The organism is Streptomyces sp. NPDC004721, assembly GCF_053601495.1.
In genome coordinates this window covers 15,677-37,248 of the sequence record NZ_JBSGBZ010000013.1, presented here as the reverse complement: position 1 = coordinate 37,248, position 21,572 = coordinate 15,677, and the positions used below count along the sequence as shown (strand labels likewise).

The 21,572-nt window shown below is 73.0% G+C and carries 17 protein-coding genes; 9 read left to right on the top strand and 8 right to left on the bottom strand.

Going from position 1 to position 21,572, the window contains the following annotated elements:
- Positions 1–15: 15 nt before the first annotated feature.
- Positions 16–1,170 (bottom strand): nicotinate-nucleotide--dimethylbenzimidazole phosphoribosyltransferase, encoded by a 1,155-nt coding sequence (gene cobT / locus ACWEK3_RS14420; RefSeq protein ID WP_450544440.1) that lies wholly within the window; start codon positions 1,168–1,170, stop codon positions 16–18.
- A gap of 142 nt (positions 1,171–1,312) precedes the next feature.
- Between cobT and ACWEK3_RS14415 the strand changes: the two genes are divergently transcribed.
- On the top strand, positions 1,313–2,395 hold the full coding sequence (locus ACWEK3_RS14415) for a class I SAM-dependent methyltransferase (RefSeq protein WP_450544438.1): 1,083 nt from the start codon (positions 1,313–1,315) through the stop codon (positions 2,393–2,395).
- Positions 2,396–2,441: 46 nt separating this feature from the next.
- Here the strand turns inward: ACWEK3_RS14415 and ACWEK3_RS14410 are convergent, their stop codons facing one another.
- Complete coding sequence (locus ACWEK3_RS14410; protein WP_453249782.1) at positions 2,442–3,653, bottom strand: bifunctional adenosylcobinamide kinase/adenosylcobinamide-phosphate guanylyltransferase; 1,212 nt, start codon at positions 3,651–3,653, stop codon at positions 2,442–2,444.
- Between the two features lie 401 nt (positions 3,654–4,054).
- Here ACWEK3_RS14410 and ACWEK3_RS14405 point away from each other — a divergent pair, with 401 nt between their 5' ends.
- Positions 4,055–4,273, top strand: a complete 219-nt coding sequence (locus ACWEK3_RS14405) for a hypothetical protein (RefSeq protein WP_141361578.1) — start codon at positions 4,055–4,057, stop codon at positions 4,271–4,273.
- 37 nt (positions 4,274–4,310) lie between these two features.
- Here the strand turns inward: ACWEK3_RS14405 and ACWEK3_RS14400 are convergent, their stop codons facing one another.
- The 3 genes from ACWEK3_RS14400 to ACWEK3_RS14390 all read right to left on the bottom strand — a co-directional run bounded on the left by ACWEK3_RS14400 (position 4,311) and on the right by ACWEK3_RS14390 (position 7,263).
- On the bottom strand, positions 4,311–5,402 hold the full coding sequence (locus ACWEK3_RS14400) for a S1C family serine protease (protein ID WP_450547303.1): 1,092 nt from the start codon (positions 5,400–5,402) through the stop codon (positions 4,311–4,313).
- A gap of 467 nt (positions 5,403–5,869) precedes the next feature.
- Positions 5,870–6,580, bottom strand: a complete 711-nt coding sequence (locus ACWEK3_RS14395; RefSeq protein WP_361409394.1) for a class I SAM-dependent methyltransferase — start codon at positions 6,578–6,580, stop codon at positions 5,870–5,872.
- 83 nt (positions 6,581–6,663) lie between these two features.
- Entirely contained in the window at positions 6,664–7,263 is a 600-nt protein-coding gene (locus ACWEK3_RS14390; protein WP_450547302.1) for a DUF3043 domain-containing protein, read from the bottom strand.
- Between the two features lie 283 nt (positions 7,264–7,546).
- On the opposite strand from ACWEK3_RS14390, the gene ACWEK3_RS14385 reads away from it, so the two are divergent.
- The 5 genes from ACWEK3_RS14385 to ACWEK3_RS14365 all read left to right on the top strand — a co-directional run bounded on the left by ACWEK3_RS14385 (position 7,547) and on the right by ACWEK3_RS14365 (position 14,078).
- Positions 7,547–8,344 (top strand): PspA/IM30 family protein, encoded by a 798-nt coding sequence (locus ACWEK3_RS14385; protein ID WP_450547301.1) that lies wholly within the window; start codon positions 7,547–7,549, stop codon positions 8,342–8,344.
- A 56-nt stretch (positions 8,345–8,400) separates the two neighbouring features.
- Positions 8,401–8,679 carry a PspA-associated protein PspAA gene (gene pspAA / locus ACWEK3_RS14380; RefSeq protein WP_361409400.1) on the top strand — a complete coding sequence of 93 codons (279 nt, stop codon included), beginning with the start codon at positions 8,401–8,403 and terminating at the stop codon, positions 8,677–8,679.
- 160 nt (positions 8,680–8,839) lie between these two features.
- Entirely contained in the window at positions 8,840–10,060 is a 1,221-nt protein-coding gene (locus ACWEK3_RS14375) for a sensor histidine kinase (protein ID WP_453249781.1), read from the top strand.
- Positions 10,057–10,740, top strand: a complete 684-nt coding sequence (locus ACWEK3_RS14370) for a response regulator transcription factor (RefSeq protein WP_453249780.1) — start codon at positions 10,057–10,059, stop codon at positions 10,738–10,740. Before ACWEK3_RS14375 ends, ACWEK3_RS14370 begins: the two co-directional genes overlap by 4 nt.
- 218 nt (positions 10,741–10,958) lie before the next feature.
- Entirely contained in the window at positions 10,959–14,078 is a 3,120-nt protein-coding gene (locus ACWEK3_RS14365; RefSeq protein ID WP_453249779.1) for an efflux RND transporter permease subunit, read from the top strand.
- A gap of 101 nt (positions 14,079–14,179) precedes the next feature.
- Here ACWEK3_RS14365 and nadA read toward each other — a convergent pair whose 3' ends face one another.
- Positions 14,180–15,373 carry a quinolinate synthase NadA gene (nadA, locus tag ACWEK3_RS14360; protein ID WP_453249778.1) on the bottom strand — a complete coding sequence of 398 codons (1,194 nt, stop codon included), beginning with the start codon at positions 15,371–15,373 and terminating at the stop codon, positions 14,180–14,182.
- 323 nt (positions 15,374–15,696) lie between these two features.
- Between nadA and ACWEK3_RS14355 the strand changes: the two genes are divergently transcribed.
- Positions 15,697–16,053 carry a HesB/IscA family protein gene (locus tag ACWEK3_RS14355; RefSeq protein WP_006135694.1) on the top strand — a complete coding sequence of 119 codons (357 nt, stop codon included), beginning with the start codon at positions 15,697–15,699 and terminating at the stop codon, positions 16,051–16,053.
- Positions 16,054–16,172: 119 nt separating this feature from the next.
- On the opposite strand, the gene ACWEK3_RS14350 is transcribed toward ACWEK3_RS14355, so the two are convergent.
- Entirely contained in the window at positions 16,173–18,197 is a 2,025-nt protein-coding gene (locus ACWEK3_RS14350) for a hypothetical protein (RefSeq protein ID WP_453249777.1), read from the bottom strand.
- Positions 18,198–18,794: 597 nt separating this feature from the next.
- On the opposite strand from ACWEK3_RS14350, the gene ACWEK3_RS14345 reads away from it, so the two are divergent.
- Positions 18,795–19,769, top strand: coding sequence for a carbohydrate kinase family protein (locus ACWEK3_RS14345; protein WP_141361600.1), 975 nt, complete (start codon positions 18,795–18,797; stop codon positions 19,767–19,769).
- 105 nt (positions 19,770–19,874) lie between these two features.
- Here the strand turns inward: ACWEK3_RS14345 and ACWEK3_RS14340 are convergent, their stop codons facing one another.
- Entirely contained in the window at positions 19,875–21,257 is a 1,383-nt protein-coding gene (locus ACWEK3_RS14340) for an aminotransferase class V-fold PLP-dependent enzyme (RefSeq protein ID WP_453249776.1), read from the bottom strand.
- Positions 21,258–21,572: the final 315 nt, after the last annotated feature.

The following is a 21,572-nucleotide window of genomic DNA, read 5'->3' as shown; positions in this document are numbered from 1 at the left end:
GCTCCGGGCGTGCGGCTACTCCTCGGCTGCCTTCTCCTCGGTCTTGCCGTCTTCGGCTGCCTTCTCCTCGGGCGCCTTGTCCTCGGTCGCCTTGGCTTCCGAGTCGTCCGAGTCGTCGGTGTTCTCAGGGCGCTCGGGCAGCTCCGCGGCCAGTGCGGCGGCGCTCTGCACCAAGGGCAGCGCCAGCAGTGCCCCCGCCCCCTCGCCGACCCGTACGCCGTGGTCCACGAGCGGCTCCAGCGCCATCCGGTCCAGGGCCTTGGCCTGGCCCGGCTCGCCGCTGGCGTGGCCGGCCAGCCACCAGTCCGGCGCCCGGAACGCCACCCGCTGCGCCACCAGCGCGCACGCCGCCGACACCACGCCGTCCAGGATCACCGGCAGCTTCCGCACCGCGCACTGCAACAGGAAACCCGTCATCGCGGCGAGGTCGGCTCCGCCCACCGTGGCCAGCAGCTGCAACTGGTCCCCGAGGACGGGCCGGGCCCGGCGCAGCGCGTCCCGGATCGCCGCGCACTTGCGCATCCACGCCAGGTCGTCGATCGGCTCGCCGCCCCGGCCGGTCACCACGGAGGCGTCCGTCCCGCACAGCGCGGCGATCAGCACGGCGGCCGGAGTGGTCCCGCCGACGCTGATGTCGCCCAGTACCACCAGGTCCGTACCGGAGTCGGCCTCCTCGTCGGCCACCGCCACACCCGCCCGGAAGGCGGCCTCCGCCTCGTCGAGGGTCAGCGCGTCCTCGACGTCGACGCGCCCGCTGCCGCGCCGCACCCGGTGCCGTACGACGTCCTCGGGCAGCGACTCGGGCGCGCAGTCCAGCGCCATGTCGACCACCCGTACCGGCACGCCGAGCCGCCGGGCCAGCACGGACACCGGCCGGCCGCCCTCCAGCACCGCCCGTACCAGCTGCTCGGCACTGCCCGCGGGGCGCACCGACACACCCAGTTCCGCGACCCCGTGGTCGCCGGCGAACAGCACCGCCTTCGGCCGTTCGACCGGCCGCACCGGTACGGCCGACTGCGCAGAGGCCAGCCATTCACCCAGGTCGTCCAGGCGGCCCAGCGCACCGGGCGGCACGATCTGACGCTCCCGGCGCGCCTCGGCGTCACGGCGCAGGCCGCCGTCCGGGCGCTCGATCAGATCGGTGAAGTCGTCGAGATTCAGCGAGCTCATTCGCCGAACAGTACCGGCCCTGATCCAACCGGGCGGCGCCACATCGCCACCACACCCGTACGGCGTCTTTCCGGCCAAGATCCGGATCCCATACGTTCCCTTTGCAGTGACTTGTTCCGCAGTGACCCACCGGGAGCCGCCCATGCCGCCCCTGCCGTACGCCCCGGGGTTCTACGACCCGCGCCGCCTCGCGTACGCCGCCGAACTCGCCCAGGGCACCGGCCGTTTCCAGGAGCCGCCCCGTGCGGACTGCCCGTGGTGCTGCTCCGGCCGGCTGCGCACCCGGCTGCGCGCGCCGGACCTGCTCCAGCACAAGCCGGGCACGTTCGCCGTCGACGAGTGCCTGGACTGCGGCCACGCCTTCCAGAACCCCCGGCTCACGGCGGCCGGACTGGCCTTCTACCACCGGGACTTCGACGAGGACGCCCCGGAGGGACTCGCGGCCCCGGTGCTCGCCGCCCGCCGCGCCCGCCGCCGGCACCGGTCCGACGCGCGCCTGATGAGCACCGTGGGGGAGCCGGAGAGCTGGCTGGACGTCGGCACGGGCCACGGCCACTTCCCCGGGGCGGCGCGGGAGGTGTTCCCGTACACCGCCTTCGACGGCCTGGACCCCACCCAGCGCGTGGAGCGGGCCCGCGAGCAGGGGTGGGTCGAGGAGGCCCATGTCGGGCACCTGGCCGACCCGCACGTCGCGGAGCGGCTGCGCGGGCGCTACGACGTGGTCAGTGTCTTCCACCATCTGACCCATGTGCCGGACCCCCGCGCGGAGTTGCGGGGCGCCCTCACCGCGCTGCGTCCCGGCGGGCACCTGCTGATCGAGCTGCCCGACCCGCACTGCGTGCCCGCCCGGCTGCTGGGCAGGTGGTGGCTGCCGCACGGCCAGCCGCGTCATCTGCACCTGCTGCCGCTGGACAACCTCCGTGCGGAACTGGAGTCCCAGGGCTGCACCATCCTCGCCACCGACCGCCGCGCCCCGCACAGCCCCAACGACCTGTCGGCGGCCGTCGCCCTGCTCCTCGCCCACGTGCTGCCCGCCGCCGACACCCCCTGGCGCGACGACCCGCCCACCGGCCTCCCGCACACCCTGCGCACCGCCCTGACCGCCCTCGCCGGCCCTCTGGTGAACGCGGTGGCGCTCCTGGACCTCCTCCTCTCGCCCCTCCTGCGCCGCGCCCCCGGCCTCTCCAACACCTACCGCGTCGTCGCCCGCCGCCCCCTGTCCTGACCGGCTCTCCACCCGGCCCTCCGTCCGGTCCGCCGTCTGAACCGGGTCAGCCGCGCAGCACCAGTGCCTGGCCGGCCACCACCAGCAGGACGTGTTCGCACTCCGCGGCGAACGCGGCGTTCAGGCGGCCGAGTTCGTCGCGGTAGCGGCGACCGGAGGCGGTGGCGGGGACGATGCCCGAGCCGACCTCGTTGGAGACCGCCACCACGGTCCGCCGGGTGGTGCGCAGGGCGTCGGTCAGGGCGGTCACCCGTTCGCGCAGGGCGTTTTCGCCGCCGCCCGCCCACTCGGCGTCGTCCCAGGCGCGGACGGAGTCCATCGCGTCCGTCAGCCACAGCGACAGGCAGTCGATGAGCAGCGGCGGGCCGTCCTGCGCCAACAGCGGCACCAGGTCGCACGTCTCGGTCGTGCGCCACGAGCCCGGCCGCCGCTCCCGGTGCGCGGCCACCCGGGCGGCCCACTCGGTGTCCCCGCCGCGGATGCCGCCGGTGGCCACGTACAGCACGCCGGGAAAGCTCTCCAGCCGCCGCTCGGCCTCCACCGACTTGCCCGACCGCGCCCCGCCGAGCACGAGCGTGCGCAGGGGCACGTCCGGTACGTCTGGTTCGCCCTCGTGTGCCCCGACCGCCAGCGTCGTACCGTCCGGCACGGCCCGCGCCCCCGCCGCCGCGAGGCGCCGGCGCAGCTCGGGACCCGGCGGCACGTCGTGGTCGAGGTGGACCGCGACGACGTCCGTGGCCGGCGCCACCGCCCCGACCGCCCGCAGCTTGGCCAGCGCGTCGGGGCGCCCCAGCACGTCCGACAGGACCATGTCGTACGTCTCCGCGGAGCCCTCCTCCAGACCGGCCGGCGCGCCGCCCGGCGGCAGGTACAGCAGCCGCCGCCCGTCCGGGCCGGTCACCGCGTACCCGGTGCCGGGGGCGTCCAGCGCCACGGCCCGCACCCGATGCCCCGTCAGCAGCGTCAGCTCCCGCCCGTCCGGCACCCGCCCCGGCTGCGGCAGCCCGGCCGGCACCTCGACCACAGGCCCGTCGTGCGGGTGGGAAAGCAGCACCTGCGCCACGCCGCCCAGCGAATGCCCCGCCCGCGCCGCCGCGAACGCCGCGCCGGGGGTCAGGTCCAGCAGCAGCCCCCCGTCCACGAGCAGAGCGGTCGCCGCCCGCGCGTCGGCGCCGCGCGCGGTCGCGCAGGCCGCGCAGGGACAGTCGGGGCGGGGCAGTCCCGCGGGGGCACCGGTGCCGAGCAGAGTCACATCCACGGACCTGATTTTCGCCTGCCGCCGCGGGTCCCGCGCATCCGGCCGGGGTCTGTCCGGCGGATCGGGGCCCTGGGAGCGCGGCGCTCGCCGCCGACCCGGGCGGGCGTGCCTGATCCGCTGTACGGGGCATGATCCACCGCACGGGCGGGAAGCTCACGGGAGGCCCTAGTGCCGCGACCGGAAAGGTTCACCGGCTCGCGACGCCCGGCACGGCACCTCGCCGCGTTGTCGCATCACCCGAGTACATCCAGTACGCGGGCGATGCTCCGCCTTGCGATGCACCGCACCGGACGCCGCGAGCTTCCCGGCAAACCTTTCCGATCACGGCACTAGGCTGCGGGCAGCGGGCCGGACCGGGTCCGGCCCGCGCTGTGCAGTGTGCTCACACCAGGGAGGCGTACATGGCGGCATGGACGTGGCGGTTCGAGACGGCCGACGGGACGGAGGTCCAGCCCGCGGTGCAGCCCGAGGAGTTCACCACGCAGGGCGACGCCGAGTCCTGGATCGGGGAGAACTGGAAGGCCCTGCTCGACGGCGGCGCCGACCAGGTGTGGCTGTTCGAGGACGCCAAGGAGATCTACGGCCCGATGAGCCTGCACGCGGACGAGGCCTCGGCGTAGGCGGGCCGGGCGGCCGCCGGTGGCCGGCCGCCCCCGCTCACTGCTCGCCCAGCGTCACGTCCACCGTCTTCTGGCTGCCGTTGCGCGAGAACGTCACCGTGGTCCGCTGGCCCGGCCGGTCGGTGGCGAGCGCCTCCGACAGCGAGGTGATGGTGGTGATGTCCTTGCCGCCGACCTTGGTGATGATGTCCCCGGACCGGATCCCGGCTCGCGCCGCGGCCCCGCCGGCCTTCACGTCCACCACCGCCACCCCGGCGGGCTCGTAGTCCGTGTCGACGACGGTGCGCCCGGTGATGTTGAGCGCGGCCCGGCCGGAGTTGACGACCTTGCCGTACCGCACGATCTGGCCGGCGATCGTCTTCACCGTCGACGCCGGGATCGCGAAGCCGATGCCGGGCGCCGCGCTGCCCCCGAGCTGCGGGTCGGCGGCGGCGAGGGTCGGGATGCCGATGACCTGACCGTTCAGGTTCACCAGCGCGCCCCCGCTGTTGCCCGGGTTGATCGCGGCCGACGTCTGCACCATGCCGGCGATCGTGGCCCCCGTGCCGCCGTCGCTCGCCTCGCTGACGGTGCGCCCGGTCGCCGACACGATCCCTTGGGTCACGCTCGACGACAGCCCCAGCGGCGAGCCCATGGCCAGGACGATCTGCCCGACCTCGACCTTCCCCGACTCGCCGAAGGTGGCCGCCCTCAGCCCGTGCGGCACCTTGTCCAGCTTGACGACGGCGAGGTCCTCGTCCGGGTAGGAGGAGACCAGCGTGGCGGTGAGCGACGTCTCGCTGTTCGCCGTGGTCACGCGGAACGTCTTCCCGGTCCCTACGACGTGCGCGTTGGTGACGATGTGCCCCTTGTCGTCGTACACGACCCCGGAGCCCAGCTGGTTGCCGGACTGGATCTGCACGACCGACGGCAGCGCCTCCTTGATCACCCGCATGTAGTCGTTCTGCAGGTCGTTCGCCGAGGCCGTGGCGGGCCGGCGGGCGCCGACGGGGTCCTTGGACGCGGTGGCCGTCGCCCGCGGGTCGGCCGCGCTTTGACACCCGGACAGCAGCGCGCAGCAGACGAGGGCGGCGAGCAGAACGATCGGCCGCGGAGCACGGACGAGGGCACGCGCGGGGGAGACATCCATGCCCCGAGTCTCGCCGCGCGCTACGCCCCCGGCTCGCGGTACTCGCCCGAACGAGCGACGGCCATCGGTGGTCGGCGATGCACCCTGCACGGGTACGGCTGGCGGCCGGCGGTGCATCTCGCACGGGTGCGGCGGGTGGTCTGCCGCGCTCCCTGCACGAGTGCGGCCGGTTGTCGGCGGCGCGCTCCGCGCGGGTCAGTGGCCCACCCGGCACAGGCGCGGCTGGTGGTCAGGGCGCACCCTGCCCGGGTGCGGTCGGGGTGTCTGCGGTGGCCCCGCACGGGTGCGGCCGGTGGTCAGCTGCGCTTTCCGCACAGGTGCGGCCGGTTGTCGGCGGCGCGCCCCGCGCGGGTGCGGCCGAGTGGCAGCCGTGCTCTCCGCGCAGGGCGCGGCTGGTCGGCAGCGGCGCCCCCGCACAGGGTGTGGCTCGTCGTCGGCGGCGCGCCCCGCGCGCGGGTGCGGCGGCGTCAGCCGCGTACGCCGCACAGGTGCAGCAGGGCCGCCACCGCGCGGTAGGGGTCCGTCCGGCCGGCTCGTTCCTCGGCCGCCAGGAGTGTTTCCAGCGTCTCGGTGTCGGCCGGCGGCTCCGCGTCGTCGGCCGCCGTGTCCGTGAAGACGCGCACGCCGTACCAGGTGCGCAGCGGCGCCCCGATCCCGGCTAGGGTCGCCGTCAGGTGTGCGAGCCGGTCCGCCCGCACGTCCAGCCCCAGCCGGTTGCGGTACGCCGTCGTGTCGAACGCGGCCAGCGTCGACGGCCACTCGCCGGACAGTCCCGGGCGCAGCGCCAGCGCGTCGCCGTTGCGCACCAGCAGCGACAGCAGGCCGCCCGGCGCGAGCATCCGCGCCAGCCCCGCGAGCAGCGGGTCCGGCTCCTCGACGTACATCAGCACCCCGTGGCACAGCACCACGTCGAAACTGCCCGGCAGGAAGTGCACGCCGGTGTCCTGGCCGTCGCCCTCGACGATCCGCATCCGCGCCCGGATGCCCTCCGGCTCGGCGGCCAGCGCGGCACGGGCCACGGAGATCATCGTCTGGTCCCGCTCGAGCCCGGTGACCTGGTGCCCGGCCCGGGCCAGCCGCAGCGCCTGCGTGCCCTGGCCCATCCCCACGTCGAGCACCCGCAGCCGCTGACCGACCGGGAACCGCCCGGCTATCTGCTCATCGAGCTGCCGGGCCACCAGTTCCTGTCGTACGACGTCACGCAGTCCACCCAGCTTGTTCAGCCAGGCGTCCGCGGCACCCTCGGAGAAAGCGGTCGCGCTCAGGGCCGCTCCCCGCGCTTGACCTGCGGCTTGGGCAGCCGGAGTCGGCGCATCTGGAGGGAGCGCATCAGGGCGTAGGCGACCGCGCCGCGCTTGCCCTGGTCCGGGAAGCGCTCGTTCAGGCGCTTCCTCAGCCGGAAGCCGCTGACCGCCGAGTCCAGCACGATCAGGGCGATCACCACGAGCCACAGCAGCAGCGCGATGTTCTGCAGCGCGGGCACCCGGACCATGCTCAGCACCAGGATGACCACGGCCATCGGCAGGAAGAACTCCGCGATGTTGAACCGCGAGTCGACGAAGTCCCGCGCGAACCGGCGGACCGGGCCCTTGTCGCGGGCCGGCAGATAGCGCTCGTCGCCGCTCGCCAGCGCCTGGCGCTGCCGCTCCAACTGGACTCGGCGCTCCTCGCGCTGCCGCTTCGCGGCATCCTTGCGCGTCATCGACGTGTTGGCGACACTGCGGCGCTGCGAGCGCGCCTCACTCCGCTTGGGCGTGGGGCGGCCCTTGGGAGCCTGCGGGTCGCGGGTCTGCTTGGAGACGCTCACCGGTGCCTTGTCGGCGGCCGGGGTCTTCTCATCCTTGGCACGGCTACGGAACACAAAACCCAAGGGTAAGGGCTTGACCCGCATGGACCCCAGTCCCGCGGGGAACGATCCGGCAACACCGATCGTCTGTAGGGGGACAGAGGGGACGTCGCGAGCGTCGTCGCCCGGTGGTCAGGGGGACACCTCCTCCCTGCGCCGGAGCGGCAGCGGACGCAGTCGTCCTCGGGGATGACCGTATCCGCTCCCGAACAGTGCGGTAATGGTCGCAGGGCCCGTACTGTGGGTTCTGTCGCAGAGCTGTGAGCTGGAGTCCGTCAGAAGGGGGCGCGCGAAGCCCATGAGCGGTGTCATGAAGCGTATGGGGATGATCTTCCGCGCGAAGGCGAACAAGGCCCTTGACCGGGCCGAGGACCCGCGCGAGACCCTCGATTACTCGTACCAGAAGCAGTTGGAGCTGCTGCAGAAGGTGCGGCGCGGTGTCGCGGACGTGGCGACCAGCCGCAAGCGTCTGGAGCTCCAGTTGAACCAGCTGCAGCAGCAGTCCGGCAAGCTGGAGGACCAGGGCCGCAAGGCGCTCGCGCTGGGCCGCGAGGACCTGGCCCGCGAGGCGCTCTCCCGCCGTGCCGCGCTCCAGCAGCAGGTGACGGACCTTCAGACGCAGCACGCCACGCTCCAGGGCGAGGAGGAGAAGCTCACCCTGGCGGCCCAGCGCCTGCAGGCCAAGGTCGACGCCTTCCGTACGAAGAAGGAGACCATCAAGGCGACCTACACGGCGGCGCAGGCGCAGACCCGGATCGGTGAGGCCTTCTCCGGCATCTCCGAGGAGATGGGCGACGTCGGCCTGGCCATCCAGCGGGCCGAGGACAAGACCGCGCAGCTCCAGGCCCGGGCCGGTGCGATCGACGAGCTGCTCGCCTCCGGCGCCCTGGACGACCCCTCCGGGCTGGCCAAGGACGACATCCAGACCGAGCTGGACCGGCTCTCCGGTGGTACGGATGTAGAGCTGGAGCTTCAGCGCATGAAGGCGGAGCTGGCCGGCGGCTCGTCCGCGGACCGGCAGGCGCTCGAAGGCGGCGCGGGCGAGGGCCGGCCCCAGCAGCAGCCGCAGGACACCCCCCGCTTCGACAAGCAGTGAGCCGCGTCGAGGCACGCCATGTCACCGACAGCCGGGGCCACGCCTAGGAGGGCGACATGATCGTACGGATCATGGGAGAGGGACAGGTGAGGCTGGCCGACGGCCACCTCGCCGACCTGAACAAGCTGGACGACGAACTCCTGGCCGAGATGGAGAAGGGCGACGGTCCCGGCTTCCGGCGCACCCTTTCGGCCCTGCTGTCCAGGGTCCGCGAACTGGGCGAGCCCGTGCCGGACGACTCCCTGGAGCCGTCCGACCTGATCCTCCCCGCCGCGGACGCCACCCTGGAGGAGGTCCGGGACCTGCTGAGCGACGACGGCCTCATCCCCGGGTGAGGACCGGTTGAGGCCCGTGTGCGGCTCGGGGGAGGCCCGGTGAGGAAGACAGCCTGTCCGGGAAGCACGGCAGCCTCCGGACAGGAGCCGTCCCCGGGCCCGCACCGGCGCGGGACGCCGCCGTCCCCCCGCGGCACGCGACCCCGTACCGTTGTCAGGCGTGACCACCCTCGACCGCGCCCGTTGCCGGCTGAAGGCGCACCCCCTCGCACTGGACGCGGCCCTCGCGGCCGGCGTCCTCGTGTGCATGGTGGTCGGCTCCTTCGTGGGACCGCGCGGCGACCACGTCGTCAGCTGGGGGGTACGCCGACCCGAGCTGCTCAGCCTGGTCCTCATGGTCCTCGGCGCCGCCGCCCTCGTCTTCCGCCGCCGCGCCCCCCGCACCGTCCTCGCCGTCACCGGCACCATGTCCGTCATCGAGTTCGTCACCGGGGACCCCCGTGCCTCCGTCGCGATGTCCGCCGTGGTCGCCCTCTTCACCGCCGCGGCCGCCACCGACCGCCTCACCACCCTGCGCCTGGGCCTGACCACCATGACCGTGCTGACCGGCGCCGCCATGCTCGCCGGGCCGATGCCCTGGTACGCGCAGGAGAACCTGGCGATCTTCGCCTGGACCGGCATGGCCGCCGCCGGCGGTGACGCCGTCCGCAGCCGCCGCGCCTTCGTGCACGCGATCAGGGAACGCGCCGAGCGCGCCGAGCGCACCCGTGAGGAGGAGGCCCGCCGCCGCGTCGCCGAGGAGCGCCTGCGCATCGCCCGCGACCTGCACGACGTCGTCGCCCACCACATCGCCCTGGTCAATGTGCAGGCCGGGGTGGCCGCCCACGTCATGGACAAGCGGCCCGACCAGGCCAAGGAGGCCCTCGGCCACGTCCGGGAGGCCAGCCGCTCCGCGCTCGACGAACTGCGGGCCACCGTGGGCCTGCTCCGGCAGTCCGGCGACCCGGAGGCCCCCACGGAACCGGCGCCCGGTCTGGACCGCCTCGACGAGCTCGCCGGCACCTTCCGCAGCGCCGGACTGCACGTCGAGGTCGCCCGCGCCGACCACGGCACCACCCTGCCGGCCGCCGTGGACCTGGCCGCGTTCCGGGTCATCCAGGAAGCCCTCACCAATGTGCAGAAGCACGCAGGCACCCGGGCGAAGGCCGAGGTCAGCGTCGTACGCGTCGGACCGCACATCGAGATCACGGTCCTGGACGACGGGGCCGGCGAGGCCGCGGGGCCGCAGGCGGGCGGCGGACACGGGCTGCTGGGCATGCGCGAGCGGGTCACCGCCCTGGCCGGCGCCCTCACCACCGGCCCCCGCTACGGCGGCGGCTTCCGCGTCCATGCGATCCTGCCGGTCGAGACCCGTACGCGTGCCCCGGGGGACCCCGCATGACGATCCGTGTCCTGCTCGCCGACGACCAGGCGCTGCTGCGCAGTGCCTTCCGGGTGCTCGTCGACTCCGAGCCCGACATGGAGGTGGTGGGAGAGGCGTCCGACGGCGCGGAGGCGGTACGGCTCGCCAAGGAGCAGCGGGCCGACGTGGTGCTGATGGACATCCGCATGCCCGGCACCGACGGCCTCGCGGCCACCCGCATGATCAGCGCCGACCCCTCCCTCGCCCAGGTGCACGTGGTCATCCTGACCACCTTCGAGGTGGACGACTACGTGGTGCGGTCGCTGCGCGCGGGCGCCTGCGGCTTCCTCGGCAAGGGCAGCGAACCCGAGGAGCTGCTGAGCGCCATCCGGGTCGCGGCGCAGGGAGAGGCGCTGCTGTCGCCGGTGGCCACCAAGGGTCTGATCGCCCGCTTCCTCGCGCAGGGCGACGCGGGGGACGACGACCGCGACCGGGCCCGCCCCACCCGGCTGGACGCCCTCACGGTGCGGGAGCGCGAGGTGCTCGTCCAGGTCGCCGGCGGATACTCCAACGACGAGATCGCCGAGCGCCTGGAGGTCAGCCCGCTGACCGTGAAGACCCATGTCAACCGGGCCATGGCCAAGCTGGGCGCCCGCGACCGGGCTCAGCTCGTCGTCATCGCCTACGAGTCCGGACTGGTGCGTCCCAGGCCGCGGTGAGCGCCCCCGAGGCCGCGCCCGGCCGGTACGGCTGGTACGTCTGGTACGTCCACGGGCGGAGCGCCGCGCACTCGCGCGTACTGCGCAGGGAGTAGGAGCCGCGGGCGGAAATGGACCAGGGGGCTACGGATCGCCGTCCGCGCGTGCCTGAAGGTGTAGGGGTGGCGCTCCCTGCGCGCCCGTGCCGCCTGCCGCTCACAGAATAGAGACCCTGACCCATGTCCTGGCTGTCCAGATTCAGCCTCGCGCAACGGGCCCTGATCGGGCTGATGTCGATCGTCGCGCTCGTCTTCGGGGCGATCGCCATACCCCAGCTCAAGCAGCAGCTGTTTCCCAGCATCGAACTGCCGGTGGTGTCCGTGCTGGCGCCCTACCAGGGCGCGTCCCCGGACGTCGTGGAGAAGCAGGTCGTCGAGCCCCTCGAGAACAACCTCAAGGCCGTCGACGGCATCACCGGCGTCACCTCCACGGCGAGCGAGGGCAACGCCGTGATCATGGCGTCGTTCGACTACGGCAACAACACCAAGCAGCTCGTCGCCGACGTCCAGCAGGCCGTCAACCGTGCCCGCGCCCAGATGCCCGGCGACGTCGACCCGCAAGTCGTGGCCGGTTCCACCGACGACATGCCCACCGTGGTCCTCGCCGTCACCTCCGACAAGGACCAGCAGGCCCTGGCCGACCAGCTCGGCAAGACGGTCGTACCGGAGCTGAAGAACATCGACGGCGTCGGCCAGGTCACCGTCAACGGCGTACGGGACCTGCAGGTCACCGTCACCCCGGACGACAAGAAGCTCGCCGCGGCCGGGCTGACCTCCGCCGCCCTGGGCCAGGCCCTGCAGGCGGGCGGCGCCACCGTCCCGGCCGGTTCCTTCGACGAGGGCGGCGCCAACCGCACCGTCCAGGTCGGCGGCGGCTTCACCTCGCTGAAGCAGATCAAGGACCTGATGGTCGCCGGCGAAGGCGCGGGCGCGGCTCCGGGCGCGAAGAAGCCGGTCCGCCTCGGCGACGTCGCCACCGTCAAGCAGGAGCCGGCCAAGGCCGACTCCATCACCCGCACCGACGGCAAGCCCAGCCTCTCCGTCGCCGTCACCATGGACCACGACGGCAGCGCGGTCGCCATCTCGAACGCGGTCGAGGACAAGCTGCCCGCCCTGCGCGACACCCTCGGCTCCGGGGCGAAGATCACCGTCGTCAGCGACCAGGGTCCGGCCGTGGCGAAGGCCATCGACGGCCTGACCACCGAGGGCGCGCTGGGCCTGCTCTTCGCGGTGCTGGTCATCCTGGCCTTCCTGGCCTCGGTCCGCTCCACGCTCGTGACGGCGGTGTCGATCCCGCTCTCCGTCGTCCTCGCGCTGATCGTGCTGTGGACCCGCGACCTGTCGCTGAACATGCTGACGCTGGGCGCGCTGACCATCGCCATCGGCCGGGTCGTCGACGACTCGATCGTGGTCCTGGAGAACATCAAGCGCCACCTCGGCTACGGCGAGGAGCGCCACGCGGCCATCATGACCGCCGTGCGCGAGGTGGCCGGCGCGGTGACCTCCTCCACGCTCACGACGGTCGCCGTGTTCCTGCCGATCGGCCTGGTCGGCGGCATGGTGGGCGAGATGTTCGGCCCGTTCAGCCTCACCGTCACCGCGGCCCTGCTGGCCTCGCTGCTGGTGTCGCTGACGGTCGTGCCGGTGCTGTCGTACTGGTTCCTGCGCGCGCCGAAGGGCACGCCCGCCCAGGCCGAGGAGGCCCGCCGCCGGGCCGAGGAGAAGGAGGCCGCCAGCCGCCTCCAGCGCCTGTACGTCCCCGTCCTGCGCTTCGCCACCCGGCGGCGCCTGACCAGCGTGCTGATCGCGGTCGCCGTCCTGGCCGTCACCTTCGGCATGACCCCGTTGCTGAAGACGAACCTCTTCGACCCTGGCGACCAGAAGGTCCTCAGCATCAAGCAGCAGCTGAAGCCGGGCACCGGCCTGGCCTCCACGGACGCCGCGGCCCGGAAGGTCGAGGACGCCCTCGCCGACGTGGCGGGCGTCAAGGACTACCAGGTCACGGTCGGCTCCTCCGGCTTCATGGCGGCATTCGGCGGCAGCACAACCACCAACCGTGCCTCCTACCAGGTGATGCTGGAGGACTCGGCGTCGGCCGACGTCGTGCGCGCCCGTATCGAGGACCGGCTGAACAAGCTCTCCGGAATCGGCACCACCACGGTCGCCGCCGGCAGCGGCTTCGGCGACCAGGACCTGAAGGTGGTCGTCAAGGCGGGCGACGCCGACGTGCTGCGCCGGGCCTCGGAACAGGTCCGCAAGGCGGTCGCCGGGCTGGACGACGTCACCGACGTCACCAGCGACCTGTCGCAGAGTGTGCCGCGCATCTCGGTGCGGGCCAACGACAAGGCGGCGGCGGCCGGCTTCACCGACCAGAGCCTCGGCATGGCCGTCGCCCAGGCGGTCAAGGGCACCACCGCCGCCAAGGCGATGCTGGACGACACCGAGCGCAGCATTGTCATCCGGTCGGCGAAGCCGGCGACCACCCTGGACCAGCTGAAGAACCTGCGGCTCGGCCCGGTGAAGCTGGGCGACATCGCGACCGTCGAGCTGGTCGACGGGCCGGTGTCGATGACCCGCATCGACGGCCGGCGCGCCGCCACGATCACGGCCAAGCCGGCCGGTGACAACACCGGCGCGGTCAGCCTGGACCTCCAGGCGAAGATCGAGGCCCTGAAGCTGCCCGCGGGCGCGACGGCCGAGATCGGGGGCGTCACCTCCGACCAGAACGACGCCTTCAAGAACCTGGGCCTCGCCATGCTGGCGGCGATCGCGATCGTCTTCATGCTGCTGGTCGCGACCTTCCGCTCGCTGGTCCAGCCGCTGATCCTGCTGGTCTCCATCCCGTTCGCGGCCACCGGCGCACTCGGCCTGCTGATCGCCACGGGCACGCCGATGGGCGTCCCCGCGATGATCGGCATGCTGATGCTCATCGGCATCGTGGTGACCAACGCGATCGTGCTGATCGACCTCGTCAACCAGTATCGCGAGCGCGGGTACGGGGTCGTCGAGGCCGTGGTGGAAGGCGGCCGCCACCGGCTGCGCCCCATCCTCATGACGGCCCTGGCGACGATCTTCGCCCTGCTCCCGATGGCCCTGGGCGTCACCGGCGAGGGTGGTTTCATCGCCCAGCCGCTGGCCGTGGTCGTGATCGGCGGCCTGATCACCTCCACCCTGCTCACCCTGCTGCTGGTCCCGACGCTCTACGCCATGCTCGAACTCCGCAAGGAGCGCCGCGCGAAGAAGCGCGAGACGAAGCGGGCGGCACGCGAGGAGAAGGTGCTGGAGCCCGCCGGCGTGTAAGCGCACCGCGCAAGCGCACCGTGTGAGCACACGCGGAAGGCCCGGTCCACGCTCGTGGACCGGGCCTTTCCCGTACGAACCGCCGTGCGCGGCCGGAGCCGCTACGGCAGCGCCAGCATGCGCTCCAGGGCGAGCTTGGCGTGGCCTTCCGTCTCCTTGTCCACCTGGATGCGGTTGACCAGGTTGCCCTCGGCCAGGGACTCCAGGGCCCAGACCAGGTGGGGCAGGTCGATGCGGTTCATCGTGGAGCAGAAGCAGACCGTCTTGTCGAGGAAGACGATCTCCTTGTCCTCGGAGGCGTAACGGTTCGCCAGCCGGCGCACCAGGTTCAGCTCCGTGCCGATGGCCCACTTGGAGCCGGCCGGCGCGGCGTCGAGCTTGTTGATGATGTACTCGGTCGACCCGACATAGTCCGCCGCGGCCACGACCTCGTGCCGGCACTCGGGGTGCACCAGCACGTTCACCTCGGGGATCCGCTCCCGGACGTCGTTCACCGAGTCCAGGCTGAAGCGGCCGTGCACCGAGCAGTGGCCCCGCCACAGGATCATCGTCGCCGCCCGCAGCTCCTCGGCGGTCAGTCCGCCGTTCGGCTTGTGCGGGTTGTAGACGACGCAGTCGTCCAGCGACATGCCCATGTCCCGTACGGCCGTGTTCCGGCCCAGGTGCTGGTCGGGCAGGAACAGGACCTTCTCGCCCTGCTGGAAGGCCCACTCCAGCGCCCGCTTGGCGTTCGACGACGTACAGATCGTGCCGCCGTGCTTGCCTGTGAAGGCCTTGATGTCGGCGGAGGAGTTCATGTACGACACCGGGACGACCTGGTCGGCGATCCCGGCCTCGGTGAGCACGTCCCAGCACTCGGCGACCTGCTCGGCCGTGGCCATGTCGGCCATGGAGCAGCCGGCCGCCAGGTCAGGCAGGACGACCTTCTGCTCGTCGGACGTCAGGATGTCCGCGGACTCGGCCATGAAGTGCACACCACAGAACACGATGTACTCGGCCTCCGGGCGCGCGGCCGCCTCCCGGGCCAGCTTGAAGGAGTCGCCCGTGACGTCGGCGAACTGGATGACCTCGTCGCGCTGGTAGTGGTGGCCGAGCACGAAGACCTTGCTGCCGAGCTTCGCCTTGGCCGCGCGGGCCCGTGCCACCAGGTCCGGGTCGGACGGGGCGGGCAGGTCACCGGGGCACTCGACGCCGCGCTCGCTCTTCGGGTCGGCCTCGCGGCCGAGGAGCAGGAGGGCGAGCGGGGTCGGCTGGACGTCGAGGTCCTGGGTCTGGGCGGTGGTCACGACACGCACCCTTTCTACTTTTCGTCGAACTGACGCTATCTATGATAGCTGGTTCACGTCACTTTGACGATGGTCATAGTGTCCATGTGACGTGAATCCCGGCACCCGGCCCGCCCGCACCGGCCTGAACCCGGCCGGTACCAGGCCCCGGCCCGGGCGTGCCCCTCCCGACCCCGTCCACGGGCCGCTGTCCGCTTTCCCACCCGTGTGCGAGCATGAAGTGGACGAGCCTGGAGCAGAGAAAAAGCACGCGCCCGGCCCGGAATGATTCCGCGGCCTTGCCGGTTGCACTCGTCGGCAAGCAGTCTCCGTACAACCCGGGAGAGATGTAGATGTCCGTATCGGACGAGACCACCACCGTCACCGACGGCATCATCCTGACCGACGCCGCCGCGTCCAAGGTCAAGGCCCTGCTCGACCAGGAAGGCCGTGACGATCTCGCCCTGCGCGTCGCCGTCCAGCCCGGCGGCTGCTCCGGCCTGCGCTACCAGCTCTTCTTCGACGAGCGTTCCCTCGACGGCGACGTGGAGAAGGACTTCGGCGGGGTCAAGGTCGTCACCGACCGCATGAGCGCCCCCTACCTGGGCGGCGCCACCATCGACTTCGTGGACACGATCGAGAAGCAGGGCTTCACGATCGACAACCCGAACGCGACCGGTTCCTGCGCCTGCGGCGACTCCTTCAGCTGATCCGGGCACGGTAGGACACAGAAGGCGGCGGCCCCTTCCACGGGGCCGCCGCCTTCCTGTTCTTCCTGTCCCGCAGGTCCGCGCAGGTCCGGGTAGATCCGCGCAGGTCCCCGCAGACGTCAGCGGGCGAGCGAGGGCGCTCCCGGAAGCCGTGCTCCCGGGTGCTCCAGGGGGATCGCCTGCCCGTCCGTGCCGACCACCTTCCGGTCGCCGAGCGGCCGGTCCAGGTGCACGGTGCGGTGGTACACCTTGGCGATCAGGATGCAGACCTTGTCCGACCACGCGGTCTCGGTCACCGCGACCGTCACCCGGCCGGCGCTCTCCCGCGCCGACGCCCGGTAGTCGGCGCACACCCCGCCCTCGAAGCGGACGGTCAGCTCCTCGCCCTCGGTGCGGTAGCCCGTCACCTTCACGTCACGCGTGACCCGGGCACCGTCCGAGCCCCTCGGCTCCGGACTCGACTGCCCGGACGGCGGCGCCGACGAGGTCAGGTACTCGGGGGCGACGGCCGGGTACGTCACCGTGGTGCGGGCGCCCTGCCCGGCCGGTGCCTGTACCTCGAACAGCCAGGACGGGACGAGCATCCGCTGCCCCCCGGAGGAGTGCGCGGCCAGACCGAAGACCGCCTTGCCGATCGTGACGGCGTTCTCCGGGACGGGGGGCTCCCTGTCCCGGTCGGAGCCCGACGTTCCGCAGGGCGCCTCCAGACGGTCCTTGTGCGGTACGGGACTGGCGCAGCCGCCGATGCCCATGCGGTGGTCGGCCCGCGGGGCGGTGTTCATCAGGTCCAGCGTCCTGCGCGCGCTCAGCACGGGGTAGGTGTCGCCCTTCACCGGCGCCTTCAGCTGACCGCTGCCGCCGATCACCTCGCCCTGCCGGCCGATGCTCAGGCCGGTCGTCCAGCCGTACGTGGGCAGTCCGCCGACCAGCGGATCGGCGTTGACGACCCGCTGGTCGCCCATGATCTGGGCCGCGTCCACCTTGGCGTCGTCCTGTCCCAGGGCCTTGAGCGCCGGGGCCGCCGCCTTCAGCGCCGCCGCCGCGCTCACCGGGTGGACGGGCGGGGCCGCCGGGTCGTGCCCGCACAGCGCGCCCTTGCAGTCGTCGGTGCCCGGCGCGTACCGGCTGAACGTCCAGGACCCCGGCGCGGTCCGTTCGACGCGCAGGACCGGCCCGGAACCGTCCTTGCCGGACCCGACCCGCCACGCCTGGGCGTCGGCCACCGGTGTTCCGTCGACGCCGAGTGCCCCGGCGAGCTTGGCCACCTCGGCTTGGGTGACCTCGCCCCGTGCCCGGTACACCGGCGCGGAGCCGGGTCCGTCGGGCAGGGGCCCGGTGACCCGATAGGTCGTGCCGTAGGGGTTGGGCTCACCGGGCGCGATTCCGTTCGTACCGCCGTCACCGGCGCCGGCGCCCGGGGCGGAGTACCCGTCGAGGACCAGCGGCCGCGGGGTCCCGTGCCCACCGGGCGCCGCCGCCCCGTCCGTATGCCCACCGGGATCCGCGGCGAGCACGACCCCGCCGCCGCCCACCAGCAGCACGGCGGCGGCAACGGAGGCGATCATCACAGGCGGCCGCCCCCGGGCCCGCCTCCCACCGGGGTGGCCGTCGTGCTCCAAGGCTCCCGTGACATCCGGCACCTCAGGAACTCGCGAAGGCTTCGGGGCATCGGGGGCCTGCGGGGTCTCCGTGGCATCGGCCCCCTCCGGGACGTGCGGGACGTACGGGGGCTCGGGGGTCTCCGGGACTTGCGACCCCTCATCCGAGCCCACCGAACCCTCCGGCTCCTGCGGGGCTTGCGCGCCACCCGGGCCCTGCGGGGTCTCCGAGACCTTCGCGCCATCCGAGCCGTGGGCCTCCTTGGCGCCCTTCGACGCCTGCGTGACCGCGTCCCCGGCCCCACTCGCCGACTCGGAACCGGCCTCGGCCTCGGCATCGGGCTGCGACTGGGCTTTGGGTTCTGACCTGGTCTCGGGCTCGGGGTGGGGCCGGGCCTTGTCCTCGGACTCGCGTCCGGCGCCGGGCCCGGATCCGGCCTGGGACCCCGGACCCGAAGCCTCCGGCTTCGAGGTCTTCCCCTCGTCCGGGACTTCCTCGGCGGTGCCCGTGGACTCGTCGTCGTGGTCGGGTCGCTCGGTGTTCACCGCATCGCTCCTTCGGCTGCGCAAGTACTGTTCCCGTGACCCTGACCGGACCCTGACAAAGCGGCGGCCGATGGGTCGTATCCCGCATCCCCCGGGAGGGGGACAGCGATGGGACGCGGCGGGGGAGCGCGCGGTTCCCTTCCGTACGCCGGTCGGGTCCCGTCCCTGCGCCGGTCAGGTCCCGGTCCGTACGCCGGCCGGGTCCCGGTCCGTACGCCGGCCGGGTCCCGGTCCGTACGCCGGCCGGGTCCCGGTCCGTACGCCGGCGGGGTTCCGGACGGGGAACGGCGACCCGGCGGGGTCCCGGACAGTTGGACGGCGGCCCTGTTGTCCCGGACGGTTGGACGGCGGCCCGGTCGTCCTGAACGGTGGAGCGGCGGTCCCATCGTCCCGGACAGTGGAGCGGCGGCCCGGTCGTCCCGGACGGTTGGACGGCGGCCCGGTCGACCCGGACAGTGGAACGGCGACCCGGGCGGGTGCGGCCTGGTGGGGGATATCCGGACGCGGTCCCGGCCCGGTGAGCGGCGGCGTGGGCGCCGGACGCCGGAGCGGGTAGCGTGAACTGTCAATCCCCCTGACTCCAGGAGCATCCCCGCCGTGCGCATCGCAGTCACCGGCTCCATCGCCACCGACCACCTCATGACCTTCCCCGGCCGCTTCGCCGACCAGCTCGTCGCGGATCAGCTGCACACGGTCTCGCTCTCCTTCCTGGTCGACCAGTTGGACGTCCGGCGCGGCGGGGTCGGCGCCAACATCGCCTTCGGCATGGGCCAGCTCGGTACCAGGCCGGTCCTGGTGGGAGCCGCCGGACCGGACTTCGGCGAGTACCGGGCCTGGCTGGACCGGCACGGCGTCGACACCTCCTCGGTCCGTATCTCCGAGACCCTGCACACCGCTCGGTTCGTGTGCACCACCGACGCCGACCACAACCAGATCGGCTCCTTCTACACGGGCGCGATGAGCGAGGCCCGCCTCATCGAGCTCAAGACCGTCGCCGACCGCGTCGGCGGTCTCGACCTGGTCCTGATCGGGGCGGACGACCCGGAGGCGATGCTCCGGCACACCGAGGAGTGCCGCTCGCGCGCCATTCCGTTCGCCGCCGACTTCTCCCAGCAGATCGCCCGGATGAACGGCGACGAGATCCGGATACTGCTGGACGGGGCGACGTACCTGTTCTCCAACGAGTACGAGAAGGGCCTCATCGAGTCCAAGACCGGCTGGGACGACGCCGAGATCCTCTCCCGGGTCGGCCACCGGGTCACCACCCTCGGCTCGCGCGGCGTGCGCATCGAGCGCGCCGGCGCGGACCCGGTCGAGGTCGGCTGCCCGGACGAGGAGCGCAAGGCCGACCCGACGGGCGTGGGTGACGCCTTCCGCGCCGGGTTCCTCTCCGGCCTCGCCTGGGGCGTCTCCCTGGAGCGCGCCGCCCAGGTCGGCTGCATGCTGGCCACCCTGGTGATCGAGACCGTGGGCACCCAGGAGTACCAGCTGCGCCGCGCCCACTTCATGGAGCGCTTCACCAAGGCCTACGGCGACGACGCGGCCCGCGAGGTCCGTGCCCACCTCGCCTGAGCCTGACGGAGCGTCGGGCGGAACCCTGAGGGCCCCAGAAGGCCCCAGAGGGACCCAGAGTCACCCGGCGAAACCCACGGATCCCTGGCGGAACCCCAGAGGAGCCTAGGAGACCCGGCGGACGACGTAGGCCGAACCCTCGTCCGCCGGCTCCTCACCCACGTACTCCTGCCCGCGCATCTCGCACCACGCCGGGATGTCCAGCCGCGCCGCCTCGTCGTCGGACAGGACGCGCACCGTGCCGCCGACCGGTACGTTCCCGAAGACCTTGGCCAGCTCGATCACCGGGATCGGGCAGCGCCTGCCGAGGGCGTCCACGACCAGCGCGTCCTCCCGCACGGCGGCCGGTACCGCCCCGGCCGGCGCCCCGAGCTTCTCCCGCACCCCCGCCACCACACCCGGCAGGACGGCCAGGAACCGCTCGACCTCCTCCTCCGGCGTCCCGGCCGGCAGCGACACCCGCACGTTGCCCTCGCTCAGCACGCCCATCGCCCGGAGGACATGGCTCGGCGTCAGCGTGCTGCTCGTGCAGGACGAACCGGAGGAGACGGAGAAGCCCTCGCGGTCCAGCTCGTGCAGCAATGTCTCCCCGTCGACATAGAGACAGGAGAAGGTGACGACACCGGGCAGCCGGCGGACCGGGTCGCCCACGACCTCCACGTCCGGCACCAGCCGCGGCACCCGCGCCCGGATCCGCTCCGTCAACTCCCGCAGCCGTACCGCCTCCTCGGCCGCCTCCGCCCGCACCGCCCGCAGCGCGGCCGCCGCCGCCACGATCGCCGGGATGTTCTCGAACCCGGCCGCCCGGCCCGACTCCCGCTCGTCCACCGGCGCGCGCGGCGCGAACCGCACCCCCTTGCGCACGACGAGCAGCCCGGTCCCGGACGGCCCGCCCCACTTGTGGGCGCTCGCCGTCAGCAGCGACCAGTCGCCGCCGACCGGGCCCCAGCCCAGCGACTGCGCCGCGTCCACCAGCAGCGGGACACCCGCTGCCCGGCACACCGCGGCCACCTCGGCGACCGGCTGCTCGGTGCCCACCTCGTGGTTGGCCGACTGAAGACAGGCCAGCGCGGTGTCCTCGCGAAGCGCCGCCTCGTACGAGTCCACGGCCACCGTGCCCTGCCGGTCGACCGGCACCCGTGTGACCGACCCGCCGTCCGCCTCGTGCGCCTCGGCGGAATGGAGCACCGAAGAGTGTTCGACCTCTGACACGATCAGGTGGCGTCCGACGCGGCGGCGGCCCGCCAGCGCCCCCGCGATCCCGCTGTGCACCGCCCGCGTCCCGGACGAGGTGAACGTCAGCTCGTCGGCCCGGCACCCCACCGCCTCCGCGGCCGCCTCCCGGGCCGCGTCCAGCAGCAACCGGGCCCGCCGGCCCTCCCGGTAGAGACGAGCGGGGTCGGCCCACCCCTCGTCGAGGGCGGCCAGCAGAGCCTGCCGGGCGACGGGATGAAGGGGAGCACTGGAAGCAGCGTCGAAGTAGGCCACACGTCAACGCTAAGCGCTCCGAAGGGACACGGGACAGCGCCGAGGTGCGGCTTCGCCGCGCGGGCACGCGAGAGCCCAACCCGCCCGCAGCCGCGACAAAGGGCGCATACGTGCCTCATCGGGCGCCCCGAGCCCCCCTCACAAACCGGCCCACGCAGGGGTATCCCACCCCTTCGGGCTGACCCGCGGCGCGTATGGCACCCTCCCCGCGACCCGCCGGAAGGCGTCCAGTAGGGTTTGGTCCGCATAAACATCCAAACCCCTGCCCGACGCGGGGCCGCGACCGACCAGCGAGAAGGCCGCAGCCGAACAGCG